Below are 25,587 nucleotides of genomic sequence, written 5' to 3' on the forward strand. Positions count from 1 at the left end.
GCGTCACCCCAGTCCGGTCTCGGCGACCTTCTGCAGCAGCACATGGAGGGTCTCACGCTCGTCGGCGTCGAGGGGGTCCAGCAGCTCGTTCGTGACGCGTTGTCCGGCCTCGTCGGTGTCGCGGAGGAAGGACCGGCCGTTCTCGGTCAGGACGACGATCCGGCTGCGGCGGTCGTCGGGGGAGGGGCGCCGCTCGGCGAAGCCCAGCTTCTCCAGGTCGTCCACCAGACCGACGATCGCGCTCGGGTCGTATCCGAGCGACGCGCTCAGCTCGCGCTGGAGCGCTCCCGGGGACGTGGCCAGGAAGCGCAGCAGCGCGTAGTGCCGCAACCGCAGCCCCGACTCCTGGAGGGAGGAGTTGAACAGCTGCCCGGACCGCATCCCCAGGCGGTACAGCAGATAGCCCGTGTCGGCGTGCAGGGCGCGCATCCAGGGCTCGCGCGCGTCGATCGGGGCGGTGTCCTGCGTCTGCTGGCGGGCGATGGCGGGCTCCCTGGTCGAGGCCCCGGGCGGGGGGCGAGCTGGCGTACCGCCCCAGCATGACGCAACGCCCGGGGAACAACAACTATTGACGTCAACAACTATTGCTCTTAGCTTCGATCTCACAGCCGCAGTCGGCGGGCGCTCCCGGCGTCCGCCGTCGCCCCCCACCCGAAGGGATCCCCTCGTGCCCAGCATCGATCTCACCGGCAAGGTCGCCGTTGTCACGGGCAGTGGCCGTGGCCTCGGCCTGGCCTACGCACAGGCTCTCGCCGCCGCCGGCGCCTCCGTCGTCGTCAACGACATCGACGAGGCCGTGGCCGAGGCGGCCGTGAAGTCCATCACCGAGGCGGGCGGCAGGGCCGTGGCCGAGGTGGTCCCGGTCGGGACGACCGAGGCGGCCGACCGGCTGGTGGGACGCGCGGTGGAGGAGTTCGGGCGGCTCGACGTCCTGGTCACCAACGCGGGCATCCTGCGCGACAAGGTGCTGTGGAAGATGTCCGACGACGACTTCGACGCGGTGATCACCACCCATCTCAAGGGCACCTTCACCTGCGCCCGCGCCGCCGCGATCCGCATGCGGGAACAGGGCGAGGGCGGCTCCCTGATCCTCGTCGGCTCCCCGGCCGGCCAGCGCGGCAACTTCGGCCAGACGAACTACGCCGCCGCCAAGGCCGGCATCGCGGCCTTCGCCCGCACCTGGGCGATGGAGCTGGGCCGCGCGAACATCACGGTCAACGCGATCGTCCCGGTCGCCGCCACCGCGATGACCGAGACCATCCCGGTCTTCGCCCCGTACGTCGAGGCGCTGCGCGAGGGCACGCCGTTCCCGGACTTCCTGCGCAAGGGCGAGGGCTTCGGCACCCCCGAGGACTGCGCGGCCCTGGTCCCCTTCCTCGCCTCCGAGGCGGCGCGCGGTGTCACCGGCCAGGCCATCGGCATCGGCGGCGACAAGGTGGCACTCTGGTCGCACCCGCAGGAGATCAAGGCGGCGTACGCGAACGGCGGCTGGACCCCCGAGGCCCTCGCGGACGTCTGGCCGACCTCGCTGGGCGCCGAGCCGCAGAGCGTGGGCATCCCCGCCCCGAAGATCCCGGAGGCGTGATGAGTGCCGCAGACCCCGTGATGAACGTGGACGACCTGGTCGCGATCGACGTCCACACCCACGCCGAGGTGTCCTCCAAGGGCAACGCCTCCCTGGCCGACGACCTGCACGACGCCTCCTCCGCGTACTTCAAGGTCGAGGGCAAGCGGAAGCCCACCCTGGAGGAGACGGCCGCCTACTACCGTGAGCGGAGGATGGCCGCCGTGATCTTCACGGTGGACGCCGAGTCCGCGACCGGCACCGAGCCCGTCCCCAACGAGGAGGTCGCCGAGGCGGCCGCCGCCAACGCGGACGTGCTCATCCCCTTCGCCTCCATCGACCCCTTCCGGGGCAGGGCGGGCGTGAAGCGGGCCCGCCGGCTGGTCGAGGAGTACGGGGTGAAGGGCTTCAAGTTCCACCCCAGCATCCAGGGCTTCTTCCCCAACGACCGCTCGGTGGCGTACGACCTGTACGAGGTCATCGAGGAGACGGGCACGATCGCCCTCTTCCACACCGGCCAGACGGGCATCGGGGCCGGGGTCCCGGGCGGCGGCGGCATCCGCCTGAAGTACTCCAACCCGCTGCACGTCGACGACGTGGCCGCCGACTTCCCGCACCTCAAGATCATCCTGGCGCACCCGTCCTTCCCCTGGCAGGACGAGGCGCTGGCGGTGGCCACGCACAAGCCGGGCGTGCACATCGACCTGTCCGGCTGGTCGCCGAAGTACTTCCCGCCGCAGCTCGTGCAGTACGCGAACACCCTGCTCAAGGACAAGGTCCTCTTCGGCTCCGACTACCCCGTCCTCACCCCCGACCGCTGGCTCGCGGACTTCGAGAAGCTGCCGATCAAGGACGAGGTCAGGCCGAAGATCCTGAAGGAGAACGCCGCCCGGCTGCTCGGACTGACGAAGCCATGACCGTGGCCGTCACGACGACGCCATGACGAGACCGTGAGGGACACCCCCATGTGCAAGGACGGACAGGGGAACAGACATGCGCAATGAGGGACTGGGGTCGTGGCCGGCCCGCCGTGCCCGCAAGACGCCGCAGCGCACCGCGCTGATCCACGGCGACACGAGCATCACCTACGGGGAACTCCACGAGCGCACCACACGGCTCGCCCACGCGCTGCGCGCCGCCGGCGTCCGCCGCGGCGACCGGGTCGCCTACCTGGGGCCCAACCACCCCTCGTACCTGGAGACGCTGTTCGCCGCCGGTACCCTCGGCGCGGTCTTCGTCCCGCTCAACACCCGCCTCGCGGGCCCCGAGATCGCCTACCAGCTCGCGGACTCCGGGGCCAGGGCGCTGGTGTACGGGCCCGCCTTCACCGGGCTCGTCGCCGGACTGCCGGGCGACGGCACCGACGTGCGGACGTATCTGGAGACCGGCGCGGAGTACGAGGCTCTCCTCGCGGGGGCCGAGGCCGAGCCGATCGACCAGCCCGTCACCGCCGACGACACCTGCATCATCATGTACACCTCGGGGACCACGGGCCGCCCCAAGGGTGCGATGCTCACCCACGGCAACATCATCTGGAACGCCGTCAACGTGCTCGTCGACCAGGACGTCATCACCGACGAACGCGCCCTGGTCTCCGCCCCGCTGTTCCACACGGCCGGGCTGAACATGCTCACCCTGCCCGTACTGCTCAAGGGCGGCACCTGTGTCCTGGTCGAGTCCTTCGTCCCGGACGCCACCTTCGACCTGATCGAACGCCACCGGATCACGTTCATGTTCGGCGTGCCCACCATGTTCGACCAGATCGCCCGGCACCCGCGCTGGGCCGGCGCCGACCTGTCGTCGCTCAGGATGCTCTCCTGCGGCGGCTCCCCGGTGCCGACCCCGCTCATCGCCAAATTCCAGGAGCGCGGACTCACCTTCCTCCAGGGCTACGGCATGACGGAGGCGGCCCCCGGCACGCTGTTCCTGGACGCGGAGCACGCCGTGAGCAAGGCCGGGTCGGCGGGCGTACCGCACTTCTTCAGCGATGTGCGGGTCGTCCGCCCCGACATGACCCCCGTCGACGTCGACGAGCCCGGCGAGGTCGTGGTCCGCGGACCCCATGTCATGCCCGGCTACTGGGGCCTGCCCGAGGAGACGGCCGCGGTCTTCGCAGACGGCTGGTTCCGCAGCGGGGACGCGGCCCGGGTCGACGAGGACGGCTATGTCTTCATCGTCGACCGCATCAAGGACATGATCATCTCCGGGGGCGAGAACATCTACCCCGCCGAGATCGAGGACCAGCTCCTCGCCCACCCCGGCATCGTCGAGTGCGCGGTCATCGGCGTGCCCGACGACAAGTGGGGCGAGGTGCCGCGAGCCGTGGTCGTGCCCCGCGAGGGCTGCGCCCTGGACGCCGACGAGGTGCTGGCCTCACTGGCCGGGCGGCTCGCCAAGTACAAGATCCCGAAGTCGGTGGTGATCGCGGACGAGCTGCCGCGCACCGCCTCCGGAAAGCTCCTCAAGGCCCGGGTGCGCAAGCGCTACGGCACCGACTCCTAGCCAAGGAACATCATATGAGCATCACCGTGAACGGCATCGACGAACTCAAGAAGCTCGCCGGAAGCGACCTCGGCACCAGCGAGTGGATCGAGGTCACCCAGGAGCGCATCGACACCTTCGCCGACGCGACCGGGGACCACCAGTGGATCCACGTCGACCCCGAGAAGGCGGCCGAGGGCCCCTTCGGCGCGCCGATCGCCCACGGCTACCTCACCCTGTCGCTGTTCATCCCCCTGTTCACCGAGCTGCTGGACGTCGAGGGTGTGTCGACGAAGGTCAACTACGGCCTGAACAAGGTGCGTTTCCCGTCGCCGGTGAAGGTCGGCTCGAAGATCCGCCTGGTGGGGAAGCTGGCCTCGGTCGAGGACGTGCCGGGCGGCGTGCAGATCACGGTCGACGGCACGATCGAGATCGAGGGCGCGCCGAAGCCCGCGGCCGTGCTGCAGAGCCTGTCCAGGTTCTACGCGTAAGGGTTCGTGGGGAACCGCGCGTCCGTCGTGGCGGGTCGCGCGGTTCCCCACGCCCTTGAGGGGCGCTCCCGCTCAGCCTCTCACCACGTCCACGAAGATCGGGTTCGAGTAGAACCACGTGTCCTGCCACGGGTCGCCGTTGCCCGGCTCGTGGGGGATCGGGCCGTGCGGGTCCACGGCGGCGCCCAGATACCCGGCGCCGTTCCGCCTGCCGTCGCTGCCGCGCAGCCGGACGTAGAAGGACTCGTCCCCGGCCGTGACCGGGACGCGCAGGGTGTACGTGCCCTTGCGGCCGCTCACGTCCTTCGTGTGCACCACCCTCGTGTCCGGGGCCTTCCAGGCGTCGCGGTCGCCCACCGGACCGCGCACCGCACCCCGGATGACGTCCACGTGGGCCAACTCCGGCAGGATCCCCTGAGGGTTGGCGCGGGACGCGGTCGTCACCGTCACCTCCAGGGTGAGCTTCTCCCCCTTGCGGACCCGCAGCCGGCCACCCAGGGTGACGCCCCGGCCGGGGCTGCGGTCGCGCTTCACGCGGACGTCGAGACCGTCGAGCAGATGGCCGTGGTCGACCCATACGCGGCCCGCGCGCAGGCCCCTCGTCACCGCGCTGTAGCCGTAGCGGGTGACGCCCACGTGGGTGCGGCTGAACTGGCCGGGCCAGAAGTCGCTGCCGGGCTGCGGGGTACCGGTGTCCACCGGGTCGGGCAGCTTGCCGGTGTTGTCGAAGTTCTGCCCGGCGGGCCAGTCGCCGTTGCGCCAGGTGTCGAAGACGATCCGGTGCGCGTCCGAGTTGGTGGTGACCGAGAACAGCCTGCCCTCGGCCAGCATGGCGTCCCACAGGCCGCCCACCGTCGCCGTCGCCCAGTCGAAACCGCCGTACGTGAGGAACGCCTGCGCCGGGTAGCCGGGCCAGGACTGGGCCGACGGCTTGTTCTCGTACTCGCCCCGGATCGAGGTGGCTCCCCGCCAGCCGGGGATCGCCGCCCCCTGGGCGCCGGGGGCGCCCTCCATGCCGATCATGATCTCGGGGGCCGCGTCCCGCCAGTTGCGCAACTCGTGCGGGGAGTCGATGCCCAGACGCAGCGGGTGGTTGGCGAGGACCAGCACATCGTCGACGTAGCCCGACCGCCGTTGCTCGGCGAGCCACTTGATCGCCTTGACCGCGTGCGCCTCGTTGCGGGCGGTGTCCGCGCCGCCCGCGGAACCGTCCGTGTAGTTCAGCAGCTTGCCGTCGTAGGCCCGCTCGAAGGCGGTGAGGAGGTCGACCTCGTGCCGCCCGGGGGTCGTGAAGACCGTGCAGTGCTCGGCGGCCGGGATGTACCACTCCAGCCCCTGGAAGATCAGCTGCCGGGGGTTCTCGGCGCGGGCCCTGAGGATCTCCTTGTGCTCCAGCGCGGCGCCGAAGTCGGCGTGCCCGAAGTTGGAGTGCTCGGTGAACACCATCCAGTCGAGGCCGTACTTCGCGCCCGCGGCGGCCAGTTGGGAGAACGTGTACTTGGCGTCGTGGCTGTAGACCGTGTGGATGTGGTGGTCGCCGACGAGGTAGGCGAGGCGCGGGTCCTCACCGCCGTAGGGGCGGGGGCTCGCCGCGGCCGGTGTCGTCAGGGAGCCCGCCGCGCCCATCGCGAAGGCGGCGCCGAACAGGCCCGCGCCGCGCAGGAGCCCACGGCGCGACACACCCTGTGCGTCGAGGTCGGCGGGGGAGACGGACGGGTCGGCCCAGGCGGGCAGCCGCTGCTCGTGTGTGCCGGACAGGCCGGAGGGGTCGGACATGATGGGGGTCCCTTCGCGTCTCAGTGGTTCATGAACGACTCGACGGGCAGGGCCCGTTCGACGATGCGGACGTCACCGAGCCGCCCGTGCAGGATCTGGTCGATCTTCCCGGCGTACTCGTAGCCGCCGAGGATCCACGGCAGTCCCACCGAGGCCAGTCCGACGGCGGAGGCCCTCGGGTTGCGCACGACCGGGCAGCCCTCGACGTAGAGCGTGGTGTGCTTCCCGTCGTTGACGATGCCGAGGTGCCACCACGTCTCCAGCGGGGTCTCCTGCCCCCAGTTGGTCGCGATGCCCTGCTGGTTGAGCGGGCGCACCGCCCACTGCGGCTCCCGGTCGTTCGACAGCGACAGCGTGGCCAGCGGCTCGTCGGGGTCGTCGGCGGTTTTGCCCGCCGCGCCACCGGTACCGGTCCGGCCGAGAATGCCGGCCCAGGCGTGGTTCGAGGGGTTCCAGTCGGCGGGCAGCCGGTAGAACGCCTCGATGGTGTAACCGTCCCTGAACGTGCTGGAGTTCAGCGGCGCTCCGTCGACCGTCCGCAGATAGGCGCCCTTCAGCGGGGGCTTGCCGCCGTGGAACTCCAGGCTGCCGTGGCCGGGCTGATCCGGGTGGTGGTCGGCGGACCAGGTGAGCGTGCCGCCGCCGACGGTGACCAGGCCGAGGTCGTTGCCGTGGCCCGAGCGGTCCCGGACCGTGCCGCTGACGGCGGCCCCGTCCTGCCCGCCGTCGAAGCGCCAGTACGCGACCGTGCCCGGTATCAGCATCCTCGACACGGGACGCGACGCCCGCGCGGGCACCGGCGCGAAACCGGCGAACCGCTTCTCGAAGTCGATCTCGACCGTGAACCGGTCGGCGTCGCCGGAGAGTTCGCTCTCCTGCCGCTCCAGCTCGTTGAGCCCCTCGGCGGCCCGGCCCAGGATCCACGGGGAGACCGTCTCCACGTCGATGGTGTTCCGGTCGAGGTCGAATCGGTAGAGGCGGATCATCGCCGCGCCGCCGAAGTACCGGTTCTGGTAGTTCGTGAGATGCAGATGGACATCGTTGTCAGCGGTGTTCCTCCGCGTCGCGCGCGCCGCCGGCCAGTAGTGCCCGTTGAGGGTGAGGAAGATCTGGTCGTGGTCCTTGACCAACCGGTCCCACAGCGTCTGCCCGTACGGGGAGAGGGAGTCGTCGCCGTCGACCAGCTCGTGCGTGGTGAGGACGACCGGCGTCCTCGGATGCCGGGCCAGGACGTCCGTCGCCCAGGCGAACCCCTTCGCGGACAGCCGCCAGTCCAGGGCGAGCACCATCCACTCCCGGCCGCCCGCCTCGAACAGGTGGAAGGAGTTGTAGCCGTCCGGTGAGGCCCCGCCGAAGGTGGGCCTCCCCTTGAAGCGGTCCGGCCCGAACGCGTCGAGGTACGGGGTCGCCCCCCGCTGGTCGTCGGTGGAGGAGCGCACGTCGTGGTTGCCGGCGAGGACGCTGTAGCCGACGCCCTTGCGGTCGAGCAGCCGGAACGCCCGGCCGATCGCCGCGGTCTCCTCGGCGGTGCCGTTCTGGGTGAGGTCGCCGAGGTGGGACAGGAACACGATGTTCTCCTCCTCACCGTGCTCCAGGAGGTACTTCAGGGACGCCTCGACGGGCTTCCTGTCGATGCTCGGTCCGTCGAACAGGTACTGGGTGTCGGGCATGACGGCGAGCGTGAAGCGGCGGCTCGCGGGGTCGGGCTTCGGGCGCCGTGGCGCCGCCTGTGCCGTGGCGGCGGGCAGTGCGACGGTCGCCGCCGCGCCCAGCAGGGCCGTGGCGCGCAGGAAGTTGCGTCTGCCCGAGTGGGCGTGGGCGGACTCCTGCCCCGGTTCGTGCGAGATGCACACAGTTGACTCCGTAGAAAGGGTTCGTGGGTCAGAGCGCCCGCAGCGTCCACGACCAGCGGTGGATGCCCGGGGGGACGAGGTACGCGGGCGAGGTGTCGGGCCCGCAGGATGCGGTGCCGAGGCCCCGGTGCGCCGCGTCGATGTGGACGACGCAGCCCGGCCGGGGTGTCAGTTCGTCGTGGTGCGCGGCGGCCGTGAGGTCCTGTGCGCGATGGCGGGTGACCGAGACCTGCCGGGGGCCGTCCAGCCGTACCGTCAGGGCGTGGCCGCCGCCGGAGAGCGTGAAGTGCCGTACGCCGTGCCGGCCCCCGCTCTCCTGCGGCCGCAGATAGGGGGTGAACAGCGCGTCCACGGGGGCCGAGTGGTGGCCGACGGGCGCCCCGGCCGCCCGGTCCGGGTAGCTCTCCCAGGGGCCCTGCCCGTACCAGGCGAGCTGGTCGAAGCCGTCCACGGTCTCGAACACCGTGCCGACGCGGGCCACGTCCGTCAGCTCCGCGGGCAGCACCGCCGTCTCCTCGACGAGGACCCGGCCGTCCACCAGCGCCGTGCACGCCTGCTCGTGCTCGACGACCCCGGCGCCCGTCGCCCACCGGGACCTCACCCGCACGGTCGAGCCCTCGCGCTCCACTCCGACCAGTTCGCGCTCGGCGCGGTCCAGCCCCAGTGCGCGCCAGCGCTCCGCCATGCCGCCGAGGACGTCGTTGTCGGTCGGAGCCCGCCACAGGCTCAGGACCGGCGGGGAGGCGAGCAGCGGGTGCAGCAGCAGCCCGGCCTCGTCCGTCTCCGGAGGCGGGACGTGCCCGGGGTCCTCCTCAACGCCCACCACCGGCTCGCCCTCCTCCGCCGGATACCAGCGGACCTGCGGGCAGCACACCTCGGTGCCGCGCGCCGCCCAGGGCTCGTCGGCGGCCGTCGTCACCCGCAGGGTCAGCCAGATCTCGCCGGCCCCGCCCGCCGGCTCGGGCCGGTCGATCACGGCCGAGCCACCGGGCGGTACGTCGGGCAGCCGGGCGGGCAGTGTCCAGGTGCCGCCGTCGGCCGCCGCGAACTCCCACTCGGCGGCCAGCCACGACAGGTCGCGGAAGTGCTGCCGGTTGTGCACCCGCAGCACCCGCCAGGTGCCCTCGCCCTCCACGGACAGCCGCACCGGGGCGGCGATCTCCCGGTGCTCGAACATCACCGGCTTGGGCGTGCGGTCGGGGAAGACCACCCCGTCGGCGATGAAGGCGCCGTCGTGGATCCTCTCGCCGAAATCGCCGCCGTAGGCCCAGCGCAGACCGGGTCCTGCGACCCCGTTCTCGTACAGCCCGGCGCCCCCACGCCCGGCCGGTCGTCCGTCGTTCACACGCTGGAGGATGCCGTGGTCCCAGAACTCCCAGATGAACCCGCCCTGAAGACCCGGTGTGGCCTCGATGGCCGCCCATGTGTCGGCCAGCGTGCCGTTGCTGTTGCCCATGGCGTGCGAGTACTCGCACTGGATCAGCGGCCTGGTCTGCTCGCCCGACAGCGCGTGCGCCACACAGTCCTCGATGGGCGCGTACATCGGGCAGGCGATGTCGGAGGCGTCGTCCGTGGCCGCCCAGTCCAGCTTGGCCGCCCCCTCGTACTGCACCGGCCGCGTCGGGTCGTGCCGGCGCACCCAGCCCGCCGCCGCGTCGTGGTTGGCGCCGTAGTCGGACTCGTTGCCCAGCGACCAGATGATCACCGAGGGGTGGTTCTTGTCCCGCAGGACCATGCGCGAGACACGGTCCGTGAAGGCGTGCAGATAGCGCGGGTCGTCGGCGATCTCGTGGGCGTGGTCGTGGGACTCGATGTCCGCCTCGTCCACCACGTAGAAGCCGAGTTCGTCCGTGAGGTCGTACAGGGCCGGGTCGCCCGGGGAGTGGGAGGTGCGGATCGCGTTGAAGCCGAACCGCTTCAGCGTCACCAGGTCCGCGCGCATGTCCTCGTACGACACCGTCCGCCCCGTCAGCGGGTGGAAGTCGTGCCGGTTCACGCCCCGGACGTAGACGCGCTCCCCGTTGACCAGCAGGTCCCGGCCGCTGATCTCGACGTCGCGGAAGCCGATCCGGTGGCGGGAGGTGTCGGCGACCGTGCCGTCCGGGCGGTGCAGCCGGACGGTGAGGCCGTACAGCTCGGGAGTCTCGGCGGTCCAGGTCCGCACGTCGGGGACCACCGTGCCCATACGTGCCTCGCCGAGGAAGTCGGAGACCCGCTCGTCCTCGGCGTTGAGCCGGTCGAACTCGCGGTCCTGGGTCAGCTCGACGCCGTCCAGATCCCCGCTGACGTACCACCCGGCGGGCAGCGCGCCCGTCCCGGTCCCCGCCGCCGAGCGCACCCGGCAGTCCACCCGCAGCTCCCCGCCGGCGTCGGCCCGCACGCCCACGTCCGCGAGGTACAGCGGATCGGTGGCGTACAGCAGCACCGGGCGGGTGATCCCGCCGAGCCACCACTGGTCCTGGTCCTCGATGTGCGAGGCGTCGGACCACTTCACCACCGTGAGCCGCACGGTGGCCCGCTCCCCGGCCCGGACCAGCGCGGACAGGTCGAACTCGGCGGCCAGACGGGAGTCCTTGGACAGTCCGGCGGGCCGCCCGTCGACATGGACGAGCAGCACGCTCTCGGCCGCGCCGACATGCAGGACGATCCGGCGTCCGGCCCAGTCGGCGGGGATGCCGACCTCCCGCTCGTACACCCCGGTCGGGTTCTCGGGCGGCGAGCCCGGCGGGAACTCGGGCCACGGCATCCGGACGTTGGTGTACTGCGGCGGGTCCTGCGCTGCCTGGAGCGCCCAGGAACCGGGGAGTTCGGCCCAGGACCAGCCGGGGCCGGGCTCCCGGTCGGGTGAGGACAGCAGCTGGAACCGCCACCGGCCGTCGAGCGACAGCGCCCGCTCGCGCCGGTCGACGGCGTTCATGGGCAGCCTCCCCCAGGAGGTCACCTCGGGTGCTTCCCAGGGGCGCAGGGCGAAGAGTGCGTCGGTCATGACCGTTCCGAAGGAGAGGAGGACGAGGGGGAGGAGGACGAAGGAGAGGAGGAAGGGGCGGCGGTGGCCGGCGGCCGGGGCAGGACACGGCCCCGCAGGCCCCAGGCGGGGTCGACGGGGATGCCGAGCCGGTCCAGGACGGTGGGGGCGATGTCGATCAGGCGTGGCGAGTCCAGGCGGGTGCCGCCGGGTGCGCCGCGCTCGGCGAGGACGACGAAGACCTCCCGCTCGGCGCGGGTGTCGCCGCCGTGGCCGCCGGAGTCGAGGTGACCGTGGTCGGTGGTGATCAGGACCGTCCAGCGCTCGTCCGCGCGTCCGGGATCCGCGCGCCGGGCGGCCAGGGCGTCCAGCAGCCGCCCGAGATGGGAGTCCTGGGCGAGCAGGGCCCGGTCGTAGGCGGGGCCGAGCGGGCCCGCGGCATGACCGGCCTCGTCGGTGGCGCCGAAGTACACGAACAGCGCGTCCGGATCGTCCTCGGTGAGCCAGCGCACGGCGGTACCGGCGACGAGGCGGTCCGCGTCCGCGTAACCGTCGCGCTCGCCGTCGTACGCCACACGCCGGCCGACGGCGGGGCCCAGGGTGCCGCGGTGCACCAGTTCCGGCCAGGACACCACGGCCGCCGTACGCAGTCCGGGCCGCGCGGCGGCGGCACGGCTGAGGAAGTCGGGGTGGCGGTCGTAGTCGGCGCCGGTGAAGTCGTTGCCCGTCACCCCGTGGCGGTCGGGCCACACTCCGGTCAGCACGCTCGACCAGCCGGGACCGGAGTCGGTGTAGGCCATGCTGGTGGACGGCCCGCCCTCGGCCTGTCCGTCCGCCTCGCCGTAGGGCAGCAGGCTGCTGCCGTGGGCGCCCGCGGCCATGAGGGCGTGCAGCACCGGGGCCGTGGCCGGCGGGCGGTACGGGGCAGGGGGCCCGTCGGCCCCGGGCCGGGGGAGGGGCAGACGGTCGAGGCGCAGGCCGTCCATCCCCACCACGAGCACCTTGCCGCGCCCCGGCCGCCCGGAGCCGTCGGCGTCCGCCATCTCGTCCCTTTCTCGAAGAGCGGTTCAGCTGCCCTGGACGGCGCCCTCGGTGGCGCCCGCGATGAACCCGCGCGCGAAGATCGCGAAGACGGCGACCAGCGGGAGGGAGGCCATCAGGACACCGGCCATGACCATGCTGTAGTCGGTGTTGTGGCCTACGTTGAGCTGAGCCAGCTCCACCTGCAGCGTGACGTGCTGGGGGTCGGTGAGCACGATCAGGGGCCAGACGTAGTCGTTCCAGGCGCCGACGAAGGCGTAGATGGCGAGGAAGGACATCGCGGGCCTGATCATCGGCAGCGCGACGTTCCAGTACTGCCGGAAGAAGCCGGCGCCGTCGATGCGTGCCGCGTCCAGCAGTTCGTCGGGCACCCCGGTCTCGATGTACTGGCGCAGCCAGAAGATGCCGAAGGCGTTGGAGAGGGCGGGCCAGACCAGCGCCTTGAGCATGCCGACCCAGCCGATCTCGGACATCAGGATGAACTGCGGCAGGACGGCCAGTTGCAGCGGCAGCATCATGAACACCAGCAGCAGGCCGAAGAGCATCCTGCGCCCGGGGAACTCGAACTTGGCGAAGGCGAAGGCCGCCAGGGAGTCGACGAACAGCACCAGGACCGTGGTGACGGTCGCGACGAGGACCGTGTTGAGCATCGACCCGAAGAAGTCGACCGTGTCGAGCACACCCCGGACGTTCTCCAGCAGATGCGAGCCGAAGGTCAGCTTCGGCGGGCTCTTGTAGATGTCCTTGGTGGTGTTGGTCGCCATCACGATCGTCCACACGAACGGGAAGACCGAGACCAGCACGGCGACGACGAGGAAGAGGTGCGCGGACAGGCCCCTGGGGCGGCGGGACCGTTTCGCGGCCGGGACCGGCCGTGGCGTAACGGCTGTGGTCATGACTTCCTTCCTCGCTGCACGATCCGCCAGTTGACGACGACGAGCACGATGATCAGTACGAAGAAGGCCCACACGATGGCCGCGCCGTAGCCGTAGTCGTTGTCCAGGAAGGCCGACTGGTAGAAGTACAGCAGCGTGGTCAGGCCCGCCTGGCCCGGTCCGCCGAGGTTCTGGTTGGCGGCGTTGCTGGCGAAGAGGACCTGGGGTTCGCTGAAGCTCTGCAGGCCGTTGATGGTCGAGATGACGACGGTGAACAGGATGATCGGCCGCAGGATCGGGATGGTGATCTGGAAGAACGTGCGGATCGGCCCGGCGCCGTCCATCCTGGCGGCCTCGTAGACGGACTGCGGGATGGCCTGGAGGCCGGCCAGATAGATGATCATGTTGTAGCCGGTCCACATCCAGGTCATCAGCAGCGCGATGACCACCTTGATCAGCCACGGATCGCTCAGCCACGGCACGGGGGAGATGCCGACCGTGCCCAGGATCGCGTTGACCAGACCGAAGTCGTTGCTGAAGACCGCGCCGAAGAAGATCGCCACGGCGACGATCGACGTCACGTTCGGCACGTACAGGGCGATGCGGTAGAAGCCCTTGAAGCGGCGCACCGAGTGCAGCAGCGTCGCCAGCACCAGGGCGCCGAAGAGGGTGGGCACGGTGGAGAGCACCCAGATCGCCAGCGTGTTGCGGATCGACAGCCAGAAGACCGGGTCGCTCCAGAGGAACTCGAACTGCTGCAGGCCCACGAACTGCTTGGTGCCGAGGCCGTCGTAGCGCTGGAAGGCCAGATACAGGGAGTAGAAGACGGGGACGAAGGAGAAGGCGAGGAAGATCAGATAGAAGGGCGAGATCGCCAGGTACTGCCGCCAGTACGACAGCACCCCGCGGCGGGTGGGCCGCGCCACGCCCGCGGGCGGGGTGCGCCGCGGGCGGAAGCGGGCCGGGCCCGGCCCGCCACGGTGTTTCGGCACCGTGGCGGGGCCGGTGACCGGAGGTGACGTCACCTCAGTTCACCCCCTGCCGCCTGGCGATCTGCTTGGCCTGGGAGACCGCGTCCTTCCAGGCGTCGTCGGGCTTCTTGCCCTTGGCCTCGATGCCGGTCAGCTCGGCCATGAAGGGAGCCATGACCGCCGAGTCGGCGGGTGCCTCGTAGCTCACGGGGATGGCCTCGGCGGCCGGGCCGAAGACCTCGATGATCTTCTGTCCGCCGAAGAAGGCGTCGGGGCCCGTCATGGCCGGCATCGCGTAGGTGGCGGGGGAGGCGGGGAAGATGGCGGCGTCGGTGAAGCTCTTGGCGTTGTTGTCCGGGCTGAGGATCCAGCTGATGATCTTGAACGCCTCTTCGGGGTTGCGGCACTGCTTGGGCAGGGTCAGATAGGAGCCGCCCTGGTTGGCCGGTCCGCCCGGGGTCGCGCAGACACGCCACTTGCCCTTGGTGCCCGGGGCCGCCGACTCGATGTCCAGCGCGTGCCAGGCGGCGCCGAGTTCGGTGTTCAGGCTCTTGCCGACGGCGGCGTTCCAGCTCTGGTCGTTGATCTTGGCATCGAGGCCGAGGGTGTAGGCGCGGACCGCGGTGTCCCAGGCGGCGCGGATGTGGTCCTGGTCGCCGATGAAGTGGTTGTCCTGGTCGACGAACCGCTTGGTGCCCTGGCCGACCGCGATGTTGAACACCGAGCCCATGTTGTTGACCAGGAAGGTGCCGGGCAGCGCCTTCTTCAGCTCGGTGCCGAGCGCGAAGTAGTCGTCCCAGGTCTTCGCCTCGGCCGCGACCTTGGCGGGGTCGCTGGGCAGCCCCGCCTTCTCGAACTGGTCGGCGCGGTAGAAGAGCGCGGTGGGGCCGATGTCGATCGGGAACCCTATCTGCTTGCCGTCCTCGGTCTGGGCGAGCTTGGTCTTCCACTCCAGGTACTGGGACGAGATCTTCTTGAAGCCCAGGTCGTTCAGGTCGAGGAAGCGGTCGGCGTTGGGCAGGAAGGAGGCGATGTCCTCGCCCTTGATGCCGGTGATGTCCGGCACGGAGGAGCCGCCGGCCGCGAGGGTGGTGGTGAGCTTCTGCTTGAAGTCGCCGCCGATGGAGGAACTGGTCAGCTTGATCCGGCTCTTGAAGTGCGTCCTGGCCTCGGCGACCACCTTGTCGCTGAGGGCTCCGCCCCAGTACCACAGGGTGAGGCTCTTGCCGTTCTTGGTGCCGCCGGATTCCGGGCCGCCGCCACAGGCGACGGTCAGGCCGGAGGCCGCCGCGGTGAACACGGCAGCCTGGAGGAAGCCTCTACGGGAAAGGTCCACGGGTCACTCCTGTTTGTTCCTGTTCGTGGTACTGCGGGGCTGTGGTGCGGGGGTGGGTGGGGTCACGCGGGCGGGGTGACCGGGGCGTGGTGCACGGGTGCGCCGACGTCGGCGGGGATGCGGTCCGCGAGGAAGCCGTAGGCCTTCTTCAGGCCGGGGTCGGTCAGCGAGCGCCACCAGTGGTCGACGCCGTACCAGCCGGGCGCCGCCAGACCTCCGCCGTGCCGGCCCACGGACAGACCCGCGGACAGCACGGCGAACCTCAGTCGCTCCGCCAGCGGCCAGCCGCCCAGGGAGGCGGCGACGAAGCTCGCGCCGAACACGTCGCCGGCGCCCGTCGCGTCGAGCACGTCGACGTCCAGGGCCGGGACCTCCGCGTACTCCCCGGTCGTCTGGTCCACCGCGATCGCGCCCTCGCCGCCGCGGGTGACCACGGCCACCGGCACCAGCTCGCTCAGCGTGCCGAGCGCGGCGGCCGCGCTGTCGGTGCGGGTGTACGCCATCGCCTCGGTCTCGTTGGGGAGGAAGGCGTGGCAGAGGGCGAGTTGGTCGAGCAGGCCACGCGACCACCGCTGGGTGGGGTCCCAGCCGACGTCCGCGTAGATGTGCGTGCCGTTCGCGGCGGCCTTGGCGAGCCACTCGCGCGGCTCGGCCTCGATGTGCACCAGCGCCGTGCGCGACTCGGGCGGGTCGCCCATCAGCACGTCCTGCGAGTACGGAGGTTCCTGGCCGTGGGTGACCAGGGCCCGGTCGTGACCGTGCGCCAGGGAGACGGTGACGGGGGTGTGCCAGCCGTCGGCGGTGCGCGAGAGGGAGAGGTCGACTCTCTCCTGTCCGGCGAGGACGTCACGGCAGTACGCGCCGTAGTAGTCGTCGCCGAAGACCGTGGCCAGGGAGGTCCGCAGGCCGAAACGGGCCGCGGCCACCGCCAGGTTGGCGATGCCGCCCGGACCGCAGCCCATGCCGTCGGTCCAGATCTCCTCGCCGGGGGTGGGCGGTTTTCCCAGCCCCGTGAGCACGAGGTCGTAGAAGAGCAGCCCGGTCAGCAGCACATCGGGCCGGTCGTCGTCCACGCGTGCACCCTCTCGTCGAGACGTTCGAAGATCACTCTTCAAAAGTCTTCAATTTCGGTGCACAGATCGTGCGCGCCTCCGAGAGGTTTGGCAAGAGTCAAGCAGAAGTGAGCATGGAAATGATTGGGAATGACGAGTACTGTTCAGCGCGTGCTGGCAGAGCGTAGACACCAACTCATCCTGCGGGCCCTGCGATCAGGGGGCCCGGCGGCCGTCACCGACTTGTCCGAACAGCTCGGTGTGAGCCCCGCCACCATCCGGCGTGACCTCGTCAGGCTGGAGGAGGAGGGGCTGCTCACCCGTGTGCACGGCGGCGCGGTCGTGGACGAGGGCGACCAGCCCTTCGCCGAGGTCGCCGAGGTACGGGTGGCCGAGAAGGACGCGATAGCGGCGAAGGCCGCCTCGATGGTCCGCGACGGTCAGTCCGTGCTCCTCGACATCGGGACCACCGCCTACCGCCTGGCCCGGCAGCTGCACGGCCGCCGCCTCACCGTCATCACCAGCAACCTGGTGGTCTACGAGGAGCTGGCCGACGACGAGGGCATCGAACTGGTCCTGCTCGGCGGCATGGTCCGCCGCGAGTACCGTTCCCTCGTCGGCTTCCTCACCGAGGACAACCTCCGGCAGCTGCACGCCGACTGGCTGTTCCTCGGCACGAGCGGAGTGCGTCCCGGCGGTCAGGTGATGGACACGACCGTCGTCGAGGTCCCGGTGAAACGCGCGATGATCAGGGCCGGCGACAAGGTGGTCCTGCTCGCCGACTCCGCGAAGTTCCCCGGCACGGGGATGGCGCGGGTCTGCGGCCCGGGGGAACTCGACGTGCTCGTGACCAACGGGTCGGTCGACCCGGGCACACGGTCGTCGTTCGAGGACGCGGGGGTCGAGGTGGTCACCGTATGACCGTCGGAGCGGCCCCCGGGCGGCGACGGCTGACACGTGTCGGACGCACCGGGCGCACGGACCGCGCGCAGGGTGGCGGGACGGCCCGCTCACAAGCACGATCGGCAAAGGTGGTAGTTGCGTGAAGCTGACGATTCTGGGCGGCGGAGGATTCCGGGTGCCCCTCGTGTACGGGGCGCTCCTCGGGGACCGCGCCGAGGGCCGGGTCACCCGTGTCGTCCTGCACGACCTGGACGCCGAGCGGCTCTCCGCCGTCACCCGCGTCCTCGCCGAGCAGGCCGCGGATGTCCCCGACGCCCCCGAGGTGAGTGCCACCACCGACCTCGACGAGGCCCTGCGCGGCGCCGACTTCGTGTTCTCCGCGATCCGCGTCGGCGGTCTGGAGGGCCGCGCGCACGACGAGGCGGTGGCCCTCGCCGAGGGCGTCCTCGGCCAGGAGACCGTGGGTGCCGGCGGCATCGCCTACGGCCTGCGCACCGTCCCGGTCGCAGTGGACATCGCCCGGCGGGTGGCCCGGCTCGCCCCCGACGCCTGGGTCATCAACTTCACCAACCCGGCGGGCCTGGTCACCGAGGCGATGTCCCGCCACCTCGGCGACCGCGTGATCGGTATCTGCGACTCGCCCGTGGGCCTCGGCCGCCGCATCGCCCGCGTCCTCGGGGCGGCGAACCCGGCCGAGGCGTGGATCGACTATGTCGGCCTCAACCACCTCGGCTGGGTCCGCGGCCTGCACATCGCCGGCCGCGACGAACTCCCGCGCCTGCTCGCCGACCGCGACCTCCTCGGCTCCTTCGAGGAGGGCAAGCTCTTCGGCGTCGACTGGCTCCAGTCCCTCGGCGCCATCCCCAACGAGTACCTGCACTACTACTACTTCAACCGCGAGGCGGTCCGCGCCTACCAGGCGGTCGAGAAGACCCGCGGCGCCTTCCTCAAGGACCAGCAGGCCCACTTCTACGAGGAGATGCGCCGCCCCGACGCGCACGCGCTCAAGGCATGGGACCGGACCCGCGCCGAGCGGGAGGCCACCTACATGTCGGAGAACCGGGAGACGGCCGGCGCCGGCGAACGCGACGCCGACGACCTCTCCGGCGGGTACGAGAAGGTCGCCCTCGCCCTGATGCGGGCCATCGCCCGCGACGAGCGCACCACCCTCATCCTCAACGTCCGCAACAAGGGCACGCTGACGGCGCTCGACACCGAGGCCGTCATCGAGGTGCCCTGCCTGGTCGACGCCAACGGCGCGCACCCGGTCGCGGTGTCCCCCCTGCCCGGCCACGCCACCGGCCTGGTCTGCGCGGTCAAGGCCGTCGAACGCGAGGTACTGGCCGCCGCCGAGTCGGGTTCCCGCACGACGGCGGTGAAGGCGTTCGCCCTGCACCCGCTCGTCGACTCGGTGAACGTCGCACGCCGCCTGGTCGAGGGCTACACGGCGGTGCACCCTGGCTTGGACTACCTGCAGTAGGCTCCCGCCCAGAAAGCGCTTACCGCGCCCGACCCGTCTTCCTCCGCTCCCCCTGCTCACCGCTCCGCCCGCTGCCTGGAGACCTCACATGCATGACGAACGCAACCGGATCGAGGAACGCGTCGAGCGCGTCCACACCCAGCGCATCAAGCCCGCGATCTACGCGGCCTCCGTGCCCTTCCAGGTCGAGGCATGGCAGGCCCCGGGCGAGCCCGTCCCCTTCGAGGAGGCCGCGGCCGCCTCCTACGCCCCGTTCGCCATGGACACCCCCTGGGGCCCGCCGTGGGGCACGACCTGGTTCCGGATGCGCGGACAGGTCCCCGCCGAGTGGGCGGGCCGCCGCGTCGAGGCGGTCGTCGACCTCGGCTTCGTCGGCGACTGGCCCGGCAACCAGGCCGAGGCCCTGGTCCACCTCGCCGACGGCACCCCGCTGAAGGCGGTCAACCCGCTCAACCAGTACGTACCGATCGGCAACCCCGCACGCGGCGGCGAGACGATCGACTACCTGGTCGAGGCCGCTTCCAACCCCGACATCCTCGCCGACAACTTCTCGAGGCCCACGCCGCTCGGCGACATCCTCACCGCCGGCGACAAGCCGCTCTACACCTTCCGGCGCGCCGACATCGCCGTCCTCGACGAGGAGGTCTTCCACCTCGACCTGGACCTCCAGGTGCTGCGCGAGCTGATGGTCCACCTCGGCGAGCACGAGCCCCGCCGCCACGAGATCCTGCACACCCTGGACCGGGCCATGGACGCCGTCGACCTCGACGACGTCGCCGGCAGCGCGACCGCCGTCCGCGAGATCCTCGCCCCGGCCCTCGCCAAGCCCGCCCACGCCAGCGCCCACACCATCTCCGGCGTCGGCCACGCCCACATCGACTCCGCCTGGCTGTGGCCCATCCGCGAGACCAAGCGCAAGACGTCCCGCACCTTCTCCAACGTCACCGCGCTGGCCGACGAGTACGAGGACTTCATCTTCGCCTGCTCCCAGGCCGTCCAGTACGAGTGGGTGCGCGACAACTACCCGCAGGTGTGGGAGCGGATCAAGAAGGCCGTCGACAAGGGCCAGTGGGTGCCGGTCGGCGGCATGTGGGTCGAGTCCGACGGCAACCTGCCCGGCGGCGAGGCCATCGCCCGCCAGCTCGTCCACGGCAAGCGGTTCTTCATCGAGCACTTCGGCATCGAGACCAAGGGCGTCTGGCTGCCGGACTCCTTCGGCTACAACGCCTCCTACCCGCAGCTCGCCAAGCTCGCCGGCAACGACTGGTTCCTCACCCAGAAGATCTCCTGGAACCAGACCAACCGCTTCCCCCACCACACCTTCTGGTGGGAGGGCATCGACGGCACCCGCATCTTCACCCACTTCCCGCCGGTCGACACCTACAACGCCCGCTTCAGCGGTGAGGAGATGGACCGCGCGGTCCGCAACTACGCCGAGAAGGGCGCCGGTACACGCTCGCTGGCCCCCTTCGGCTGGGGCGACGGCGGCGGCGGCCCCACCCGCGAGATCATGGAACGCGCGCGCCGCCTCGCGGACCTGGAGGGCTCACCGAAGGTCGTCGTCGAACACCCCGACGAGTTCTTCGCCAAGGCCCGCGCCGAGTACGAGGACGCCCCCGTCTGGAACGGCGAGCTGTACCTCGAACTCCACCGCGCCACCTACACCTCCCAGGCCCGCACCAAGCAGGGCAACCGCCGCAGCGAGCACAAGCTGCGCGAGGCGGAGCTGTGGGCGACGACGGCCGCGCTCAACGCGCCCGGCTACGCCTACCCGTACGAGAAGCTCGACCGCCTCTGGAAGACGGTCCTGCTCCACCAGTTCCACGACATCCTGCCGGGCTCCTCGATCGCCTGGGTCCACCGCGAGGCGGAGGCCGAGTACGCGAGGGTGGCGAAGGAGCTGGAGGTGCTGACGGCCGAGGCCGTCGCGGCGCTCGGCGCGGGAGACACCCGCGTCTTCAACACCAGCCCCCGCGACCGCGCCGAGGTGGTCCGCACGCCCGCGGGCGCGCCGGTGTACGTGACGGTCCCCGCGAGCGGCAGCGCGCCCCTGGCCGCCGCCGAACCCCCGCACCCCGTCACCGTCTCCGGCCGGGTGCTCGACAACGGCCTGGTCCGGGTCGAGATCGCCGAGGACGGCACCCTCGCCTCGGTCCGCGACCTGGTCGCCGACCGCGAGGTGCTGGGAGACAAGGGCAACCTGCTCCGTCTGCACACCGACCTCCCGAACTACTGGGACGCCTGGGACGTCGACAAGCACTACCGCAACCGCTACACCGACCTGCTGGACGCCGAGTCGATCACCGTGGTCGAGGAGGACCCGCTGCTCGGCGCGATCCGCGTGGAGCGCTCGTTCGGCAAGGGCTCCCGCATCGGTCAGACCATCACGCTGCGTGCGGGCAGCCGCCGGATCGACTTCGAGACGGACATCGACTGGCACGAGGCCGAGAAGTTCCTCAAGGCCGGCTTCCCGATCGACGTCCGCGCGGCCCACTCCTCCGCCGAGATCCAGTTCGGCCACATCCAGCGCCCCACCCACACCAACACCACCTGGGAGGCCGCCCGCTTCGAGGTCCCCGGTCACCGCTGGGTGCACGTCGGCGAGCCCGGCTACGGCGTGGCGGTGATCAACGACTCCACCTACGGCCACGACGTCACCCGCACGGTCCGCGAGGACGGTGGTACCACCACCACGGTCCGCCTCAGCCTGGTGCGCGCCCCGCGCATCCCGGACCCCGAGGCCGACCAGGGCAAGCACCGGCTCACGTACTCCCTGCTCCCCGGCGCGAGCATCGAGGACGCGGTCGCCGAGGGCTACGCCCTCAACCTGCCGCTGCGTGTCGCCGACGCGGCGGGCGCCCCCGAGCCGGTGGTCTCCGTCGACGGCGACGGGGTGACCGTCGAGGCGGTCAAGCTCGCCGACGACGCCTCCGGCGACGTCGTGGTCCGGATCTACGAGTCGGGCGGCGGCCGGGCCCGGGGCGTCCTGCGCACCGGCTTCCCGCTCGCCGGGGCCCAGATCACCGACCTGCTGGAGCGCCCCCTGTCCGAGGCCGCCACGGAGGGCGACGGCGTCCCGGTGACCCTGCGGCCGTTCGAGGTGCAGACCCTGCGGCTGGTGGTGGGGGAGCGCTGACCGTTCTCCCCGGCCGGCAGTGAGAAAGGCTCCGGCCGGCAGAGAGAAAGGCCGCGGCGGGCACGTCGCCCGTCGCGGCCAGGTGGACGGGTGCGGGTCCGGCGGGGGCCGGTCGCGCGGTTCCCCGCGCCCGTGCAAGCCCAGGCCCTGCGCGCCTGAAAAGCCCAGCCCTCACCGGGGCCGCGGGGGCGGGACCCCCGGCCCTCAGACGGCCAGCGGCCGGTCCGCGGACGGCTTGCAGGCGACCGGTGTTCCCACCGTGAGCGCCCGCGCCTCCACGGACTCCGGCTCAGGCACCACCATGGCGACCGGTACCTCGGACACCTGCTGCGGCAACGTGACCGCCCGTACCGGCCGGGTCCCCGACACCACCGTGTAGTCCTGACCCAACCGCGTCGGCACCACGTCACCCGGCTCCTCGCCGAGCGCCAACCGAACAGCGGCCCACGGCGCGTTGATCCCGCACAGCGCGAGCTGGTGCAGCCCGCCCGCCGGGCGCGTGTTGACGTCCATCAGCACCGGCTCGTCGCCGTACATCCGGAACTGGATGTTCGTGAGGTGGTGCAGCCCGAACCCCTCCGCGATCCGCCGTGCCGGCTCGATCCACGCGGGGTTCTGGCTGAAGCCGCGCCGCCGCCCGTTCTTCGTGCGGCCCACGGCCATCCGGACCCGCCCGTCGGGACCGGTGAGGCAGTCCACGGACACCTCCGGCTGCTCCAGACGCGGCATCACCAGCCAGTCCACGGGCTCCCCGGCCGCCCGCAGCGCCTCCACGACCAGGTCGAGCTGGACGTGCGGGCTCGGGAACCCGCTGAGGTGGGAGAGCGAGAAGGGGGCACGTGAGACGACGCGGAAGCCGACCCCGCCGGCGCCGGCCGCCGGCTTGAAGCAGGCCCGGTGACCGGCCTCCTCCAACTCGTCGACGGCGGCGACGAGTTCGTCGGCGTTCGTCACCCGGAACCACGGCGGCACCGGAATCCCGTGCGCCTGGACCGCCTCGTACGCGGTCACCTTGTCCTCGAAGAGCTCGATGGCCTCGGCCGTCGGCGCCAGCAGGGCCGTACCGACGGCCGCGAACTCCTCACGGTGGGCGGCCAGGGCCGCCTGGTGCAGCCGGGGCACGAACACGTCGATGCCGCGCTTGGCGCACTGGTCGAGCGCGTACTCGACGTACGCGGCGGGGGAGAGGCCCTCGGGCTCCAGGTCGGCGGTGTCCGCGGCGGCCAGCACCGGGGAGTCGGCGTCACCGTGCGTGGCATGGATGTCCACCGGACGAGCGTGCGGATTATGCCGCAGCTGATCCATGAAGAAGACGTTCTCCGCGTACGTGCGGTTGAGCCAGACGCGTACGCGAGAGACCATGCAGGCCGCCTTTCCAGGGTTCGCGGGCACAGCGGAGCAGGCCGTGCCCGGCCAGGGGGGATGGAGGTACGCCGAACCGCCGTACGCGAAAGAGAGGGCGTGGCGGTGGTGTAGGAGGGATCATACGGCCACCGGGGCCCAGGTTTCTGTCACGCGCGTGTTAATCCTGGCGCGGCGGGGCGGACGGGGCCCCGGCGGGGCGCGGGCCGGGCGGTGCGGCAGGCCGGTCTTGTCGACCGGTGCGCCCATGTGATCTCGTGTCGATGTGCGGTGTTCGGAAGGGAGCACGGGTGGACTCGAAGGTCGGCCGTCACGGGAATCTGCTGGCCATCAGCGATCTGCACATCGGCTATCCCGAGAATCGCGCCCTGGTCGAGCGGATGCGCCCCGAGACCGACGACGACTGGCTCCTGGTGGCCGGTGACGTCTCCGAGAGCGTCGCCGACATCCGCTGGGCCCTGGAGACCCTCGCCGGCCGCTTCGCGAAGGTCGTCTGGGCGCCGGGCAACCACGAACTGTGGACCCACCCCGCCGAGACCGTCCCCTACCGGGGCGTCGAGCGGTACGAGCACCTCGTCGCCCTCTGCCGGGAACTGGGTGTCCTCACCCCGGAGGACCCCTACCCCCGCTGGGAGGGCCCCGGCGGTCCGGTGATGATCGCCCCGCTGTTCCTTCTGTACGACTACTCGTTCCTGCCCAAGGGCTGCGCGACGAAGGAGGAGGGCCTGGCGTACGCGCACGGCACCGGCATCGTCTGCACCGACGAGCACGTGCTGCACCCCGACCCGTACCCGAGTCGCGAGGCGTGGTGCCGCGCCCGGGTCGCCGAGACCGAACGCAGGCTCGCCGAACTGCCGCCCGGCCTGCCGACGGTGATGGTCAACCACTACCCGCTGGACCGGCACCCCATGGACGTCCTGCACCACCCGGAGTTCGCCATGTGGTGCGGCACCGGACTGACCGCCGACTGGCACCGCCGCTTCCGCGTCGAGGTCATGGTCTACGGCCATCTGCACATCCCGCGGACCACCTGGCTGGACGGGGTCCGCTTCGAAGAGGTGTCCGTGGGTTACCCCCGCGAGTGGCGGCCGCGTCCGGGACCGCCGGGCAGGCTGCGCCGCATTCTGCCGATGGAGGTCGAAGCCGGTGATCGAGGAACTGCTCCCGGGAGCGGTCGTGGCCGTGGAGGCGTACGCCCCTGACGAGGACGCGGCCGTCGAGGCGATCGAGCTGTACCCCGAGGAGGAGGCGGTCGTGGCGCGGGCGGTGGCGAAGCGGCGCCGCGAGTTCACCGTCGTCCGCGCCTGCGCCCGGCGGGCCATGGAGAAGCTGGGCGTGCCACCGCGGGCCCTCGTCCCCGGCGAACGGGGCGCCCCCGTCTGGCCGGAGGGACTGACCGGCAGCATGACCCACTGCGAGGGGTACGCGGCCGCCGCCCTGGTCCGCCTCGGCGACCTCGCCTCCCTCGGTATCGACGCCGAACCCCACGGCCCTCTGCCCGAGGGCGTCCTGGCGGCGATCGCGCTTCCCGCCGAGGAGGCCCGGCTGGACCGGCTGAGCGCCGACGACCCCGCGGTCCACTGGGACCGGCTCCTCTTCAGTGCCAAGGAGTCCGTCTACAAGGCGTGGTTCCCGCTCACCGGGCGGTGGCTGGACTTCTCGGAGGCCGACATCGAGGTCTGCGTCGAACCCGGCGGCCGTTCCGGCACACTGCGCGCCCAACTCCTCGTGCCCGGACCGGTGGTGGACGGCCGGCCTGTCGACGCCTTCGCCGGACGCTGGACGGTCCGCCGGGGGCTGGTGGCGACGGCGGTGTCGGTCCCCCGCGCCCCGGCGGCCTTCCCCGGCGAGGCCGAGCCGCCGGACTCCGTCTGACGGATCATCACCGCCGGGGCACCGGAAGGGACCCCGGGGCTCCGGGAGGCGGTGACCCTCCACCGCACCCCCCGGCGGACCGTCGCCGCCCGCGCTCAGATCTCCGGGCACCAGCTCCGCAACAGCCTGAAGAACTCCTCCTCGTTGCCCGAGAGCCCCGCCGCCGACAGCGCCTGCTCCGCCTCGGCGAGCACGGCGGGCGGCACCACGGGTGGTCGGCGTGACTCGCCGGACCCGTCGAACGCTGCTCGTACGGTCCCCAGCAGCCGCAGATAGGCCTGTACGGCGGCCCGCTCGCGGTCGGTCAGTACGGCGGTCTGCATCGAACGGCTCTCCCCTGGTCGGATCGGCGAAAACTCCGTGCCCGCCCCGGCGTACGGGTGGCACACTCCCAGCTTGCCGTCCACCACTGACAATCCCGTTCTC

20 protein-coding genes are annotated in these 25,587 nt (G+C 71.5%); 9 read left to right on the forward strand and 11 right to left on the reverse strand.

Translation table 11 applies throughout. From position 1 onward, the window contains the following. Nucleotides 1-3: 3 nt before the first annotated feature. Nucleotides 4-429: a MarR family winged helix-turn-helix transcriptional regulator gene (locus ACZ6BB_RS03795; protein ID WP_471613702.1), complete on the reverse strand. Its 426-nt coding sequence runs from the start codon at nt 427-429 to the stop codon at nt 4-6. A 238-nt stretch (nt 430-667) separates the two neighbouring features. Between ACZ6BB_RS03795 and ACZ6BB_RS03800 the strand changes: the two genes are divergently transcribed. The 4 genes from ACZ6BB_RS03800 (at nt 668) to ACZ6BB_RS03815 (ending at nt 4,536) form a co-directional block, all read left to right on the forward strand. Then, nucleotides 668-1,585, forward strand: a complete 918-nt coding sequence (locus tag ACZ6BB_RS03800; RefSeq protein WP_471613703.1) for an SDR family NAD(P)-dependent oxidoreductase — start codon at nt 668-670, stop codon at nt 1,583-1,585. Nucleotides 1,586-1,605: 20 nt separating this feature from the next. Next, nucleotides 1,606-2,481 carry an amidohydrolase family protein gene (locus tag ACZ6BB_RS03805; protein WP_471614115.1) on the forward strand — a complete coding sequence of 292 codons (876 nt, stop codon included), beginning with the start codon at nt 1,606-1,608 and terminating at the stop codon, nt 2,479-2,481. Between the two features lie 76 nt (nt 2,482-2,557). Beyond that, the gene (gene menE, locus ACZ6BB_RS03810; protein WP_471613704.1) at nt 2,558-4,066 is read left to right on the forward strand and encodes an o-succinylbenzoate--CoA ligase; all 1,509 of its coding nucleotides are present in this window, start codon (nt 2,558-2,560) and stop codon (nt 4,064-4,066) included. 14 nt (nt 4,067-4,080) lie between these two features. Next, nucleotides 4,081-4,536, forward strand: coding sequence for a MaoC family dehydratase (locus ACZ6BB_RS03815; protein WP_239758770.1), 456 nt, complete (start codon nt 4,081-4,083; stop codon nt 4,534-4,536). A gap of 72 nt (nt 4,537-4,608) precedes the next feature. On the opposite strand, the gene ACZ6BB_RS03820 is transcribed toward ACZ6BB_RS03815, so the two are convergent. The 8 genes from ACZ6BB_RS03820 to ACZ6BB_RS03855 all read right to left on the reverse strand — a co-directional run bounded on the left by ACZ6BB_RS03820 (nt 4,609) and on the right by ACZ6BB_RS03855 (nt 16,426). Further along, a complete protein-coding gene (locus ACZ6BB_RS03820) occupies nt 4,609-6,312 on the reverse strand; it encodes a PHP domain-containing protein (protein WP_471613705.1) in 1,704 nt (567 codons plus the stop codon). Between the two features lie 20 nt (nt 6,313-6,332). Then, on the reverse strand, nt 6,333-8,165 hold the full coding sequence (locus ACZ6BB_RS03825; protein WP_471613706.1) for a LamG-like jellyroll fold domain-containing protein: 1,833 nt from the start codon (nt 8,163-8,165) through the stop codon (nt 6,333-6,335). A gap of 28 nt (nt 8,166-8,193) precedes the next feature. Next, a complete protein-coding gene (locus ACZ6BB_RS03830) occupies nt 8,194-11,151 on the reverse strand; it encodes a glycoside hydrolase family 2 TIM barrel-domain containing protein (protein WP_471613707.1) in 2,958 nt (985 codons plus the stop codon). Continuing rightward, nucleotides 11,148-12,173, reverse strand: a complete 1,026-nt coding sequence (locus tag ACZ6BB_RS03835) for an alkaline phosphatase family protein (protein WP_471613708.1) — start codon at nt 12,171-12,173, stop codon at nt 11,148-11,150. Before ACZ6BB_RS03835 ends, ACZ6BB_RS03830 begins: the two co-directional genes overlap by 4 nt. 24 nt (nt 12,174-12,197) lie before the next feature. Further along, a complete protein-coding gene (locus tag ACZ6BB_RS03840) occupies nt 12,198-13,067 on the reverse strand; it encodes a carbohydrate ABC transporter permease (protein WP_471613709.1) in 870 nt (289 codons plus the stop codon). Further along, nucleotides 13,064-13,948 carry a carbohydrate ABC transporter permease gene (locus tag ACZ6BB_RS03845; RefSeq protein ID WP_471614116.1) on the reverse strand — a complete coding sequence of 295 codons (885 nt, stop codon included), beginning with the start codon at nt 13,946-13,948 and terminating at the stop codon, nt 13,064-13,066. The genes ACZ6BB_RS03840 and ACZ6BB_RS03845 overlap by 4 nt, the downstream gene beginning before the upstream one ends. Nucleotides 13,949-14,072: 124 nt before the next feature. Then, nucleotides 14,073-15,353: an ABC transporter substrate-binding protein gene (locus ACZ6BB_RS03850; protein WP_471613710.1), complete on the reverse strand. Its 1,281-nt coding sequence runs from the start codon at nt 15,351-15,353 to the stop codon at nt 14,073-14,075. A gap of 62 nt (nt 15,354-15,415) precedes the next feature. Continuing rightward, entirely contained in the window at nt 15,416-16,426 is a 1,011-nt protein-coding gene (locus ACZ6BB_RS03855) for a carbohydrate kinase family protein (RefSeq protein ID WP_471613711.1), read from the reverse strand. Nucleotides 16,427-16,576: 150 nt separating this feature from the next. On the opposite strand from ACZ6BB_RS03855, the gene ACZ6BB_RS03860 reads away from it, so the two are divergent. The 3 genes from ACZ6BB_RS03860 (at nt 16,577) to ACZ6BB_RS03870 (ending at nt 21,924) form a co-directional block, all read left to right on the forward strand. Then, complete coding sequence (locus ACZ6BB_RS03860; protein WP_471613712.1) at nt 16,577-17,326, forward strand: DeoR/GlpR family DNA-binding transcription regulator; 750 nt, start codon at nt 16,577-16,579, stop codon at nt 17,324-17,326. Nucleotides 17,327-17,447: 121 nt separating this feature from the next. Next, nucleotides 17,448-18,788: a 6-phospho-beta-glucosidase gene (locus tag ACZ6BB_RS03865; protein ID WP_471613713.1), complete on the forward strand. Its 1,341-nt coding sequence runs from the start codon at nt 17,448-17,450 to the stop codon at nt 18,786-18,788. An 88-nt stretch (nt 18,789-18,876) separates the two neighbouring features. Continuing rightward, nucleotides 18,877-21,924 (forward strand): alpha-mannosidase, encoded by a 3,048-nt coding sequence (locus ACZ6BB_RS03870; RefSeq protein WP_471613714.1) that lies wholly within the window; start codon nt 18,877-18,879, stop codon nt 21,922-21,924. A 204-nt stretch (nt 21,925-22,128) separates the two neighbouring features. Here the strand turns inward: ACZ6BB_RS03870 and ACZ6BB_RS03875 are convergent, their stop codons facing one another. Beyond that, nucleotides 22,129-23,286 (reverse strand): ATP-grasp domain-containing protein, encoded by a 1,158-nt coding sequence (locus ACZ6BB_RS03875; protein ID WP_471613715.1) that lies wholly within the window; start codon nt 23,284-23,286, stop codon nt 22,129-22,131. 263 nt (nt 23,287-23,549) lie between these two features. Here ACZ6BB_RS03875 and ACZ6BB_RS03880 point away from each other — a divergent pair, with 263 nt between their 5' ends. Continuing rightward, nucleotides 23,550-24,488, forward strand: a complete 939-nt coding sequence (locus ACZ6BB_RS03880) for a metallophosphoesterase family protein (protein ID WP_471613716.1) — start codon at nt 23,550-23,552, stop codon at nt 24,486-24,488. Next, on the forward strand, nt 24,433-25,161 hold the full coding sequence (locus ACZ6BB_RS03885) for a 4'-phosphopantetheinyl transferase family protein (RefSeq protein ID WP_471613717.1): 729 nt from the start codon (nt 24,433-24,435) through the stop codon (nt 25,159-25,161). Before ACZ6BB_RS03880 ends, ACZ6BB_RS03885 begins: the two co-directional genes overlap by 56 nt. A gap of 95 nt (nt 25,162-25,256) precedes the next feature. Here ACZ6BB_RS03885 and ACZ6BB_RS03890 read toward each other — a convergent pair whose 3' ends face one another. Further along, nucleotides 25,257-25,484: a hypothetical protein gene (locus tag ACZ6BB_RS03890; RefSeq protein WP_319362948.1), complete on the reverse strand. Its 228-nt coding sequence runs from the start codon at nt 25,482-25,484 to the stop codon at nt 25,257-25,259. Nucleotides 25,485-25,587: the final 103 nt, after the last annotated feature.

The organism is Streptomyces sp. NPDC041108 (genome assembly GCF_055592645.1).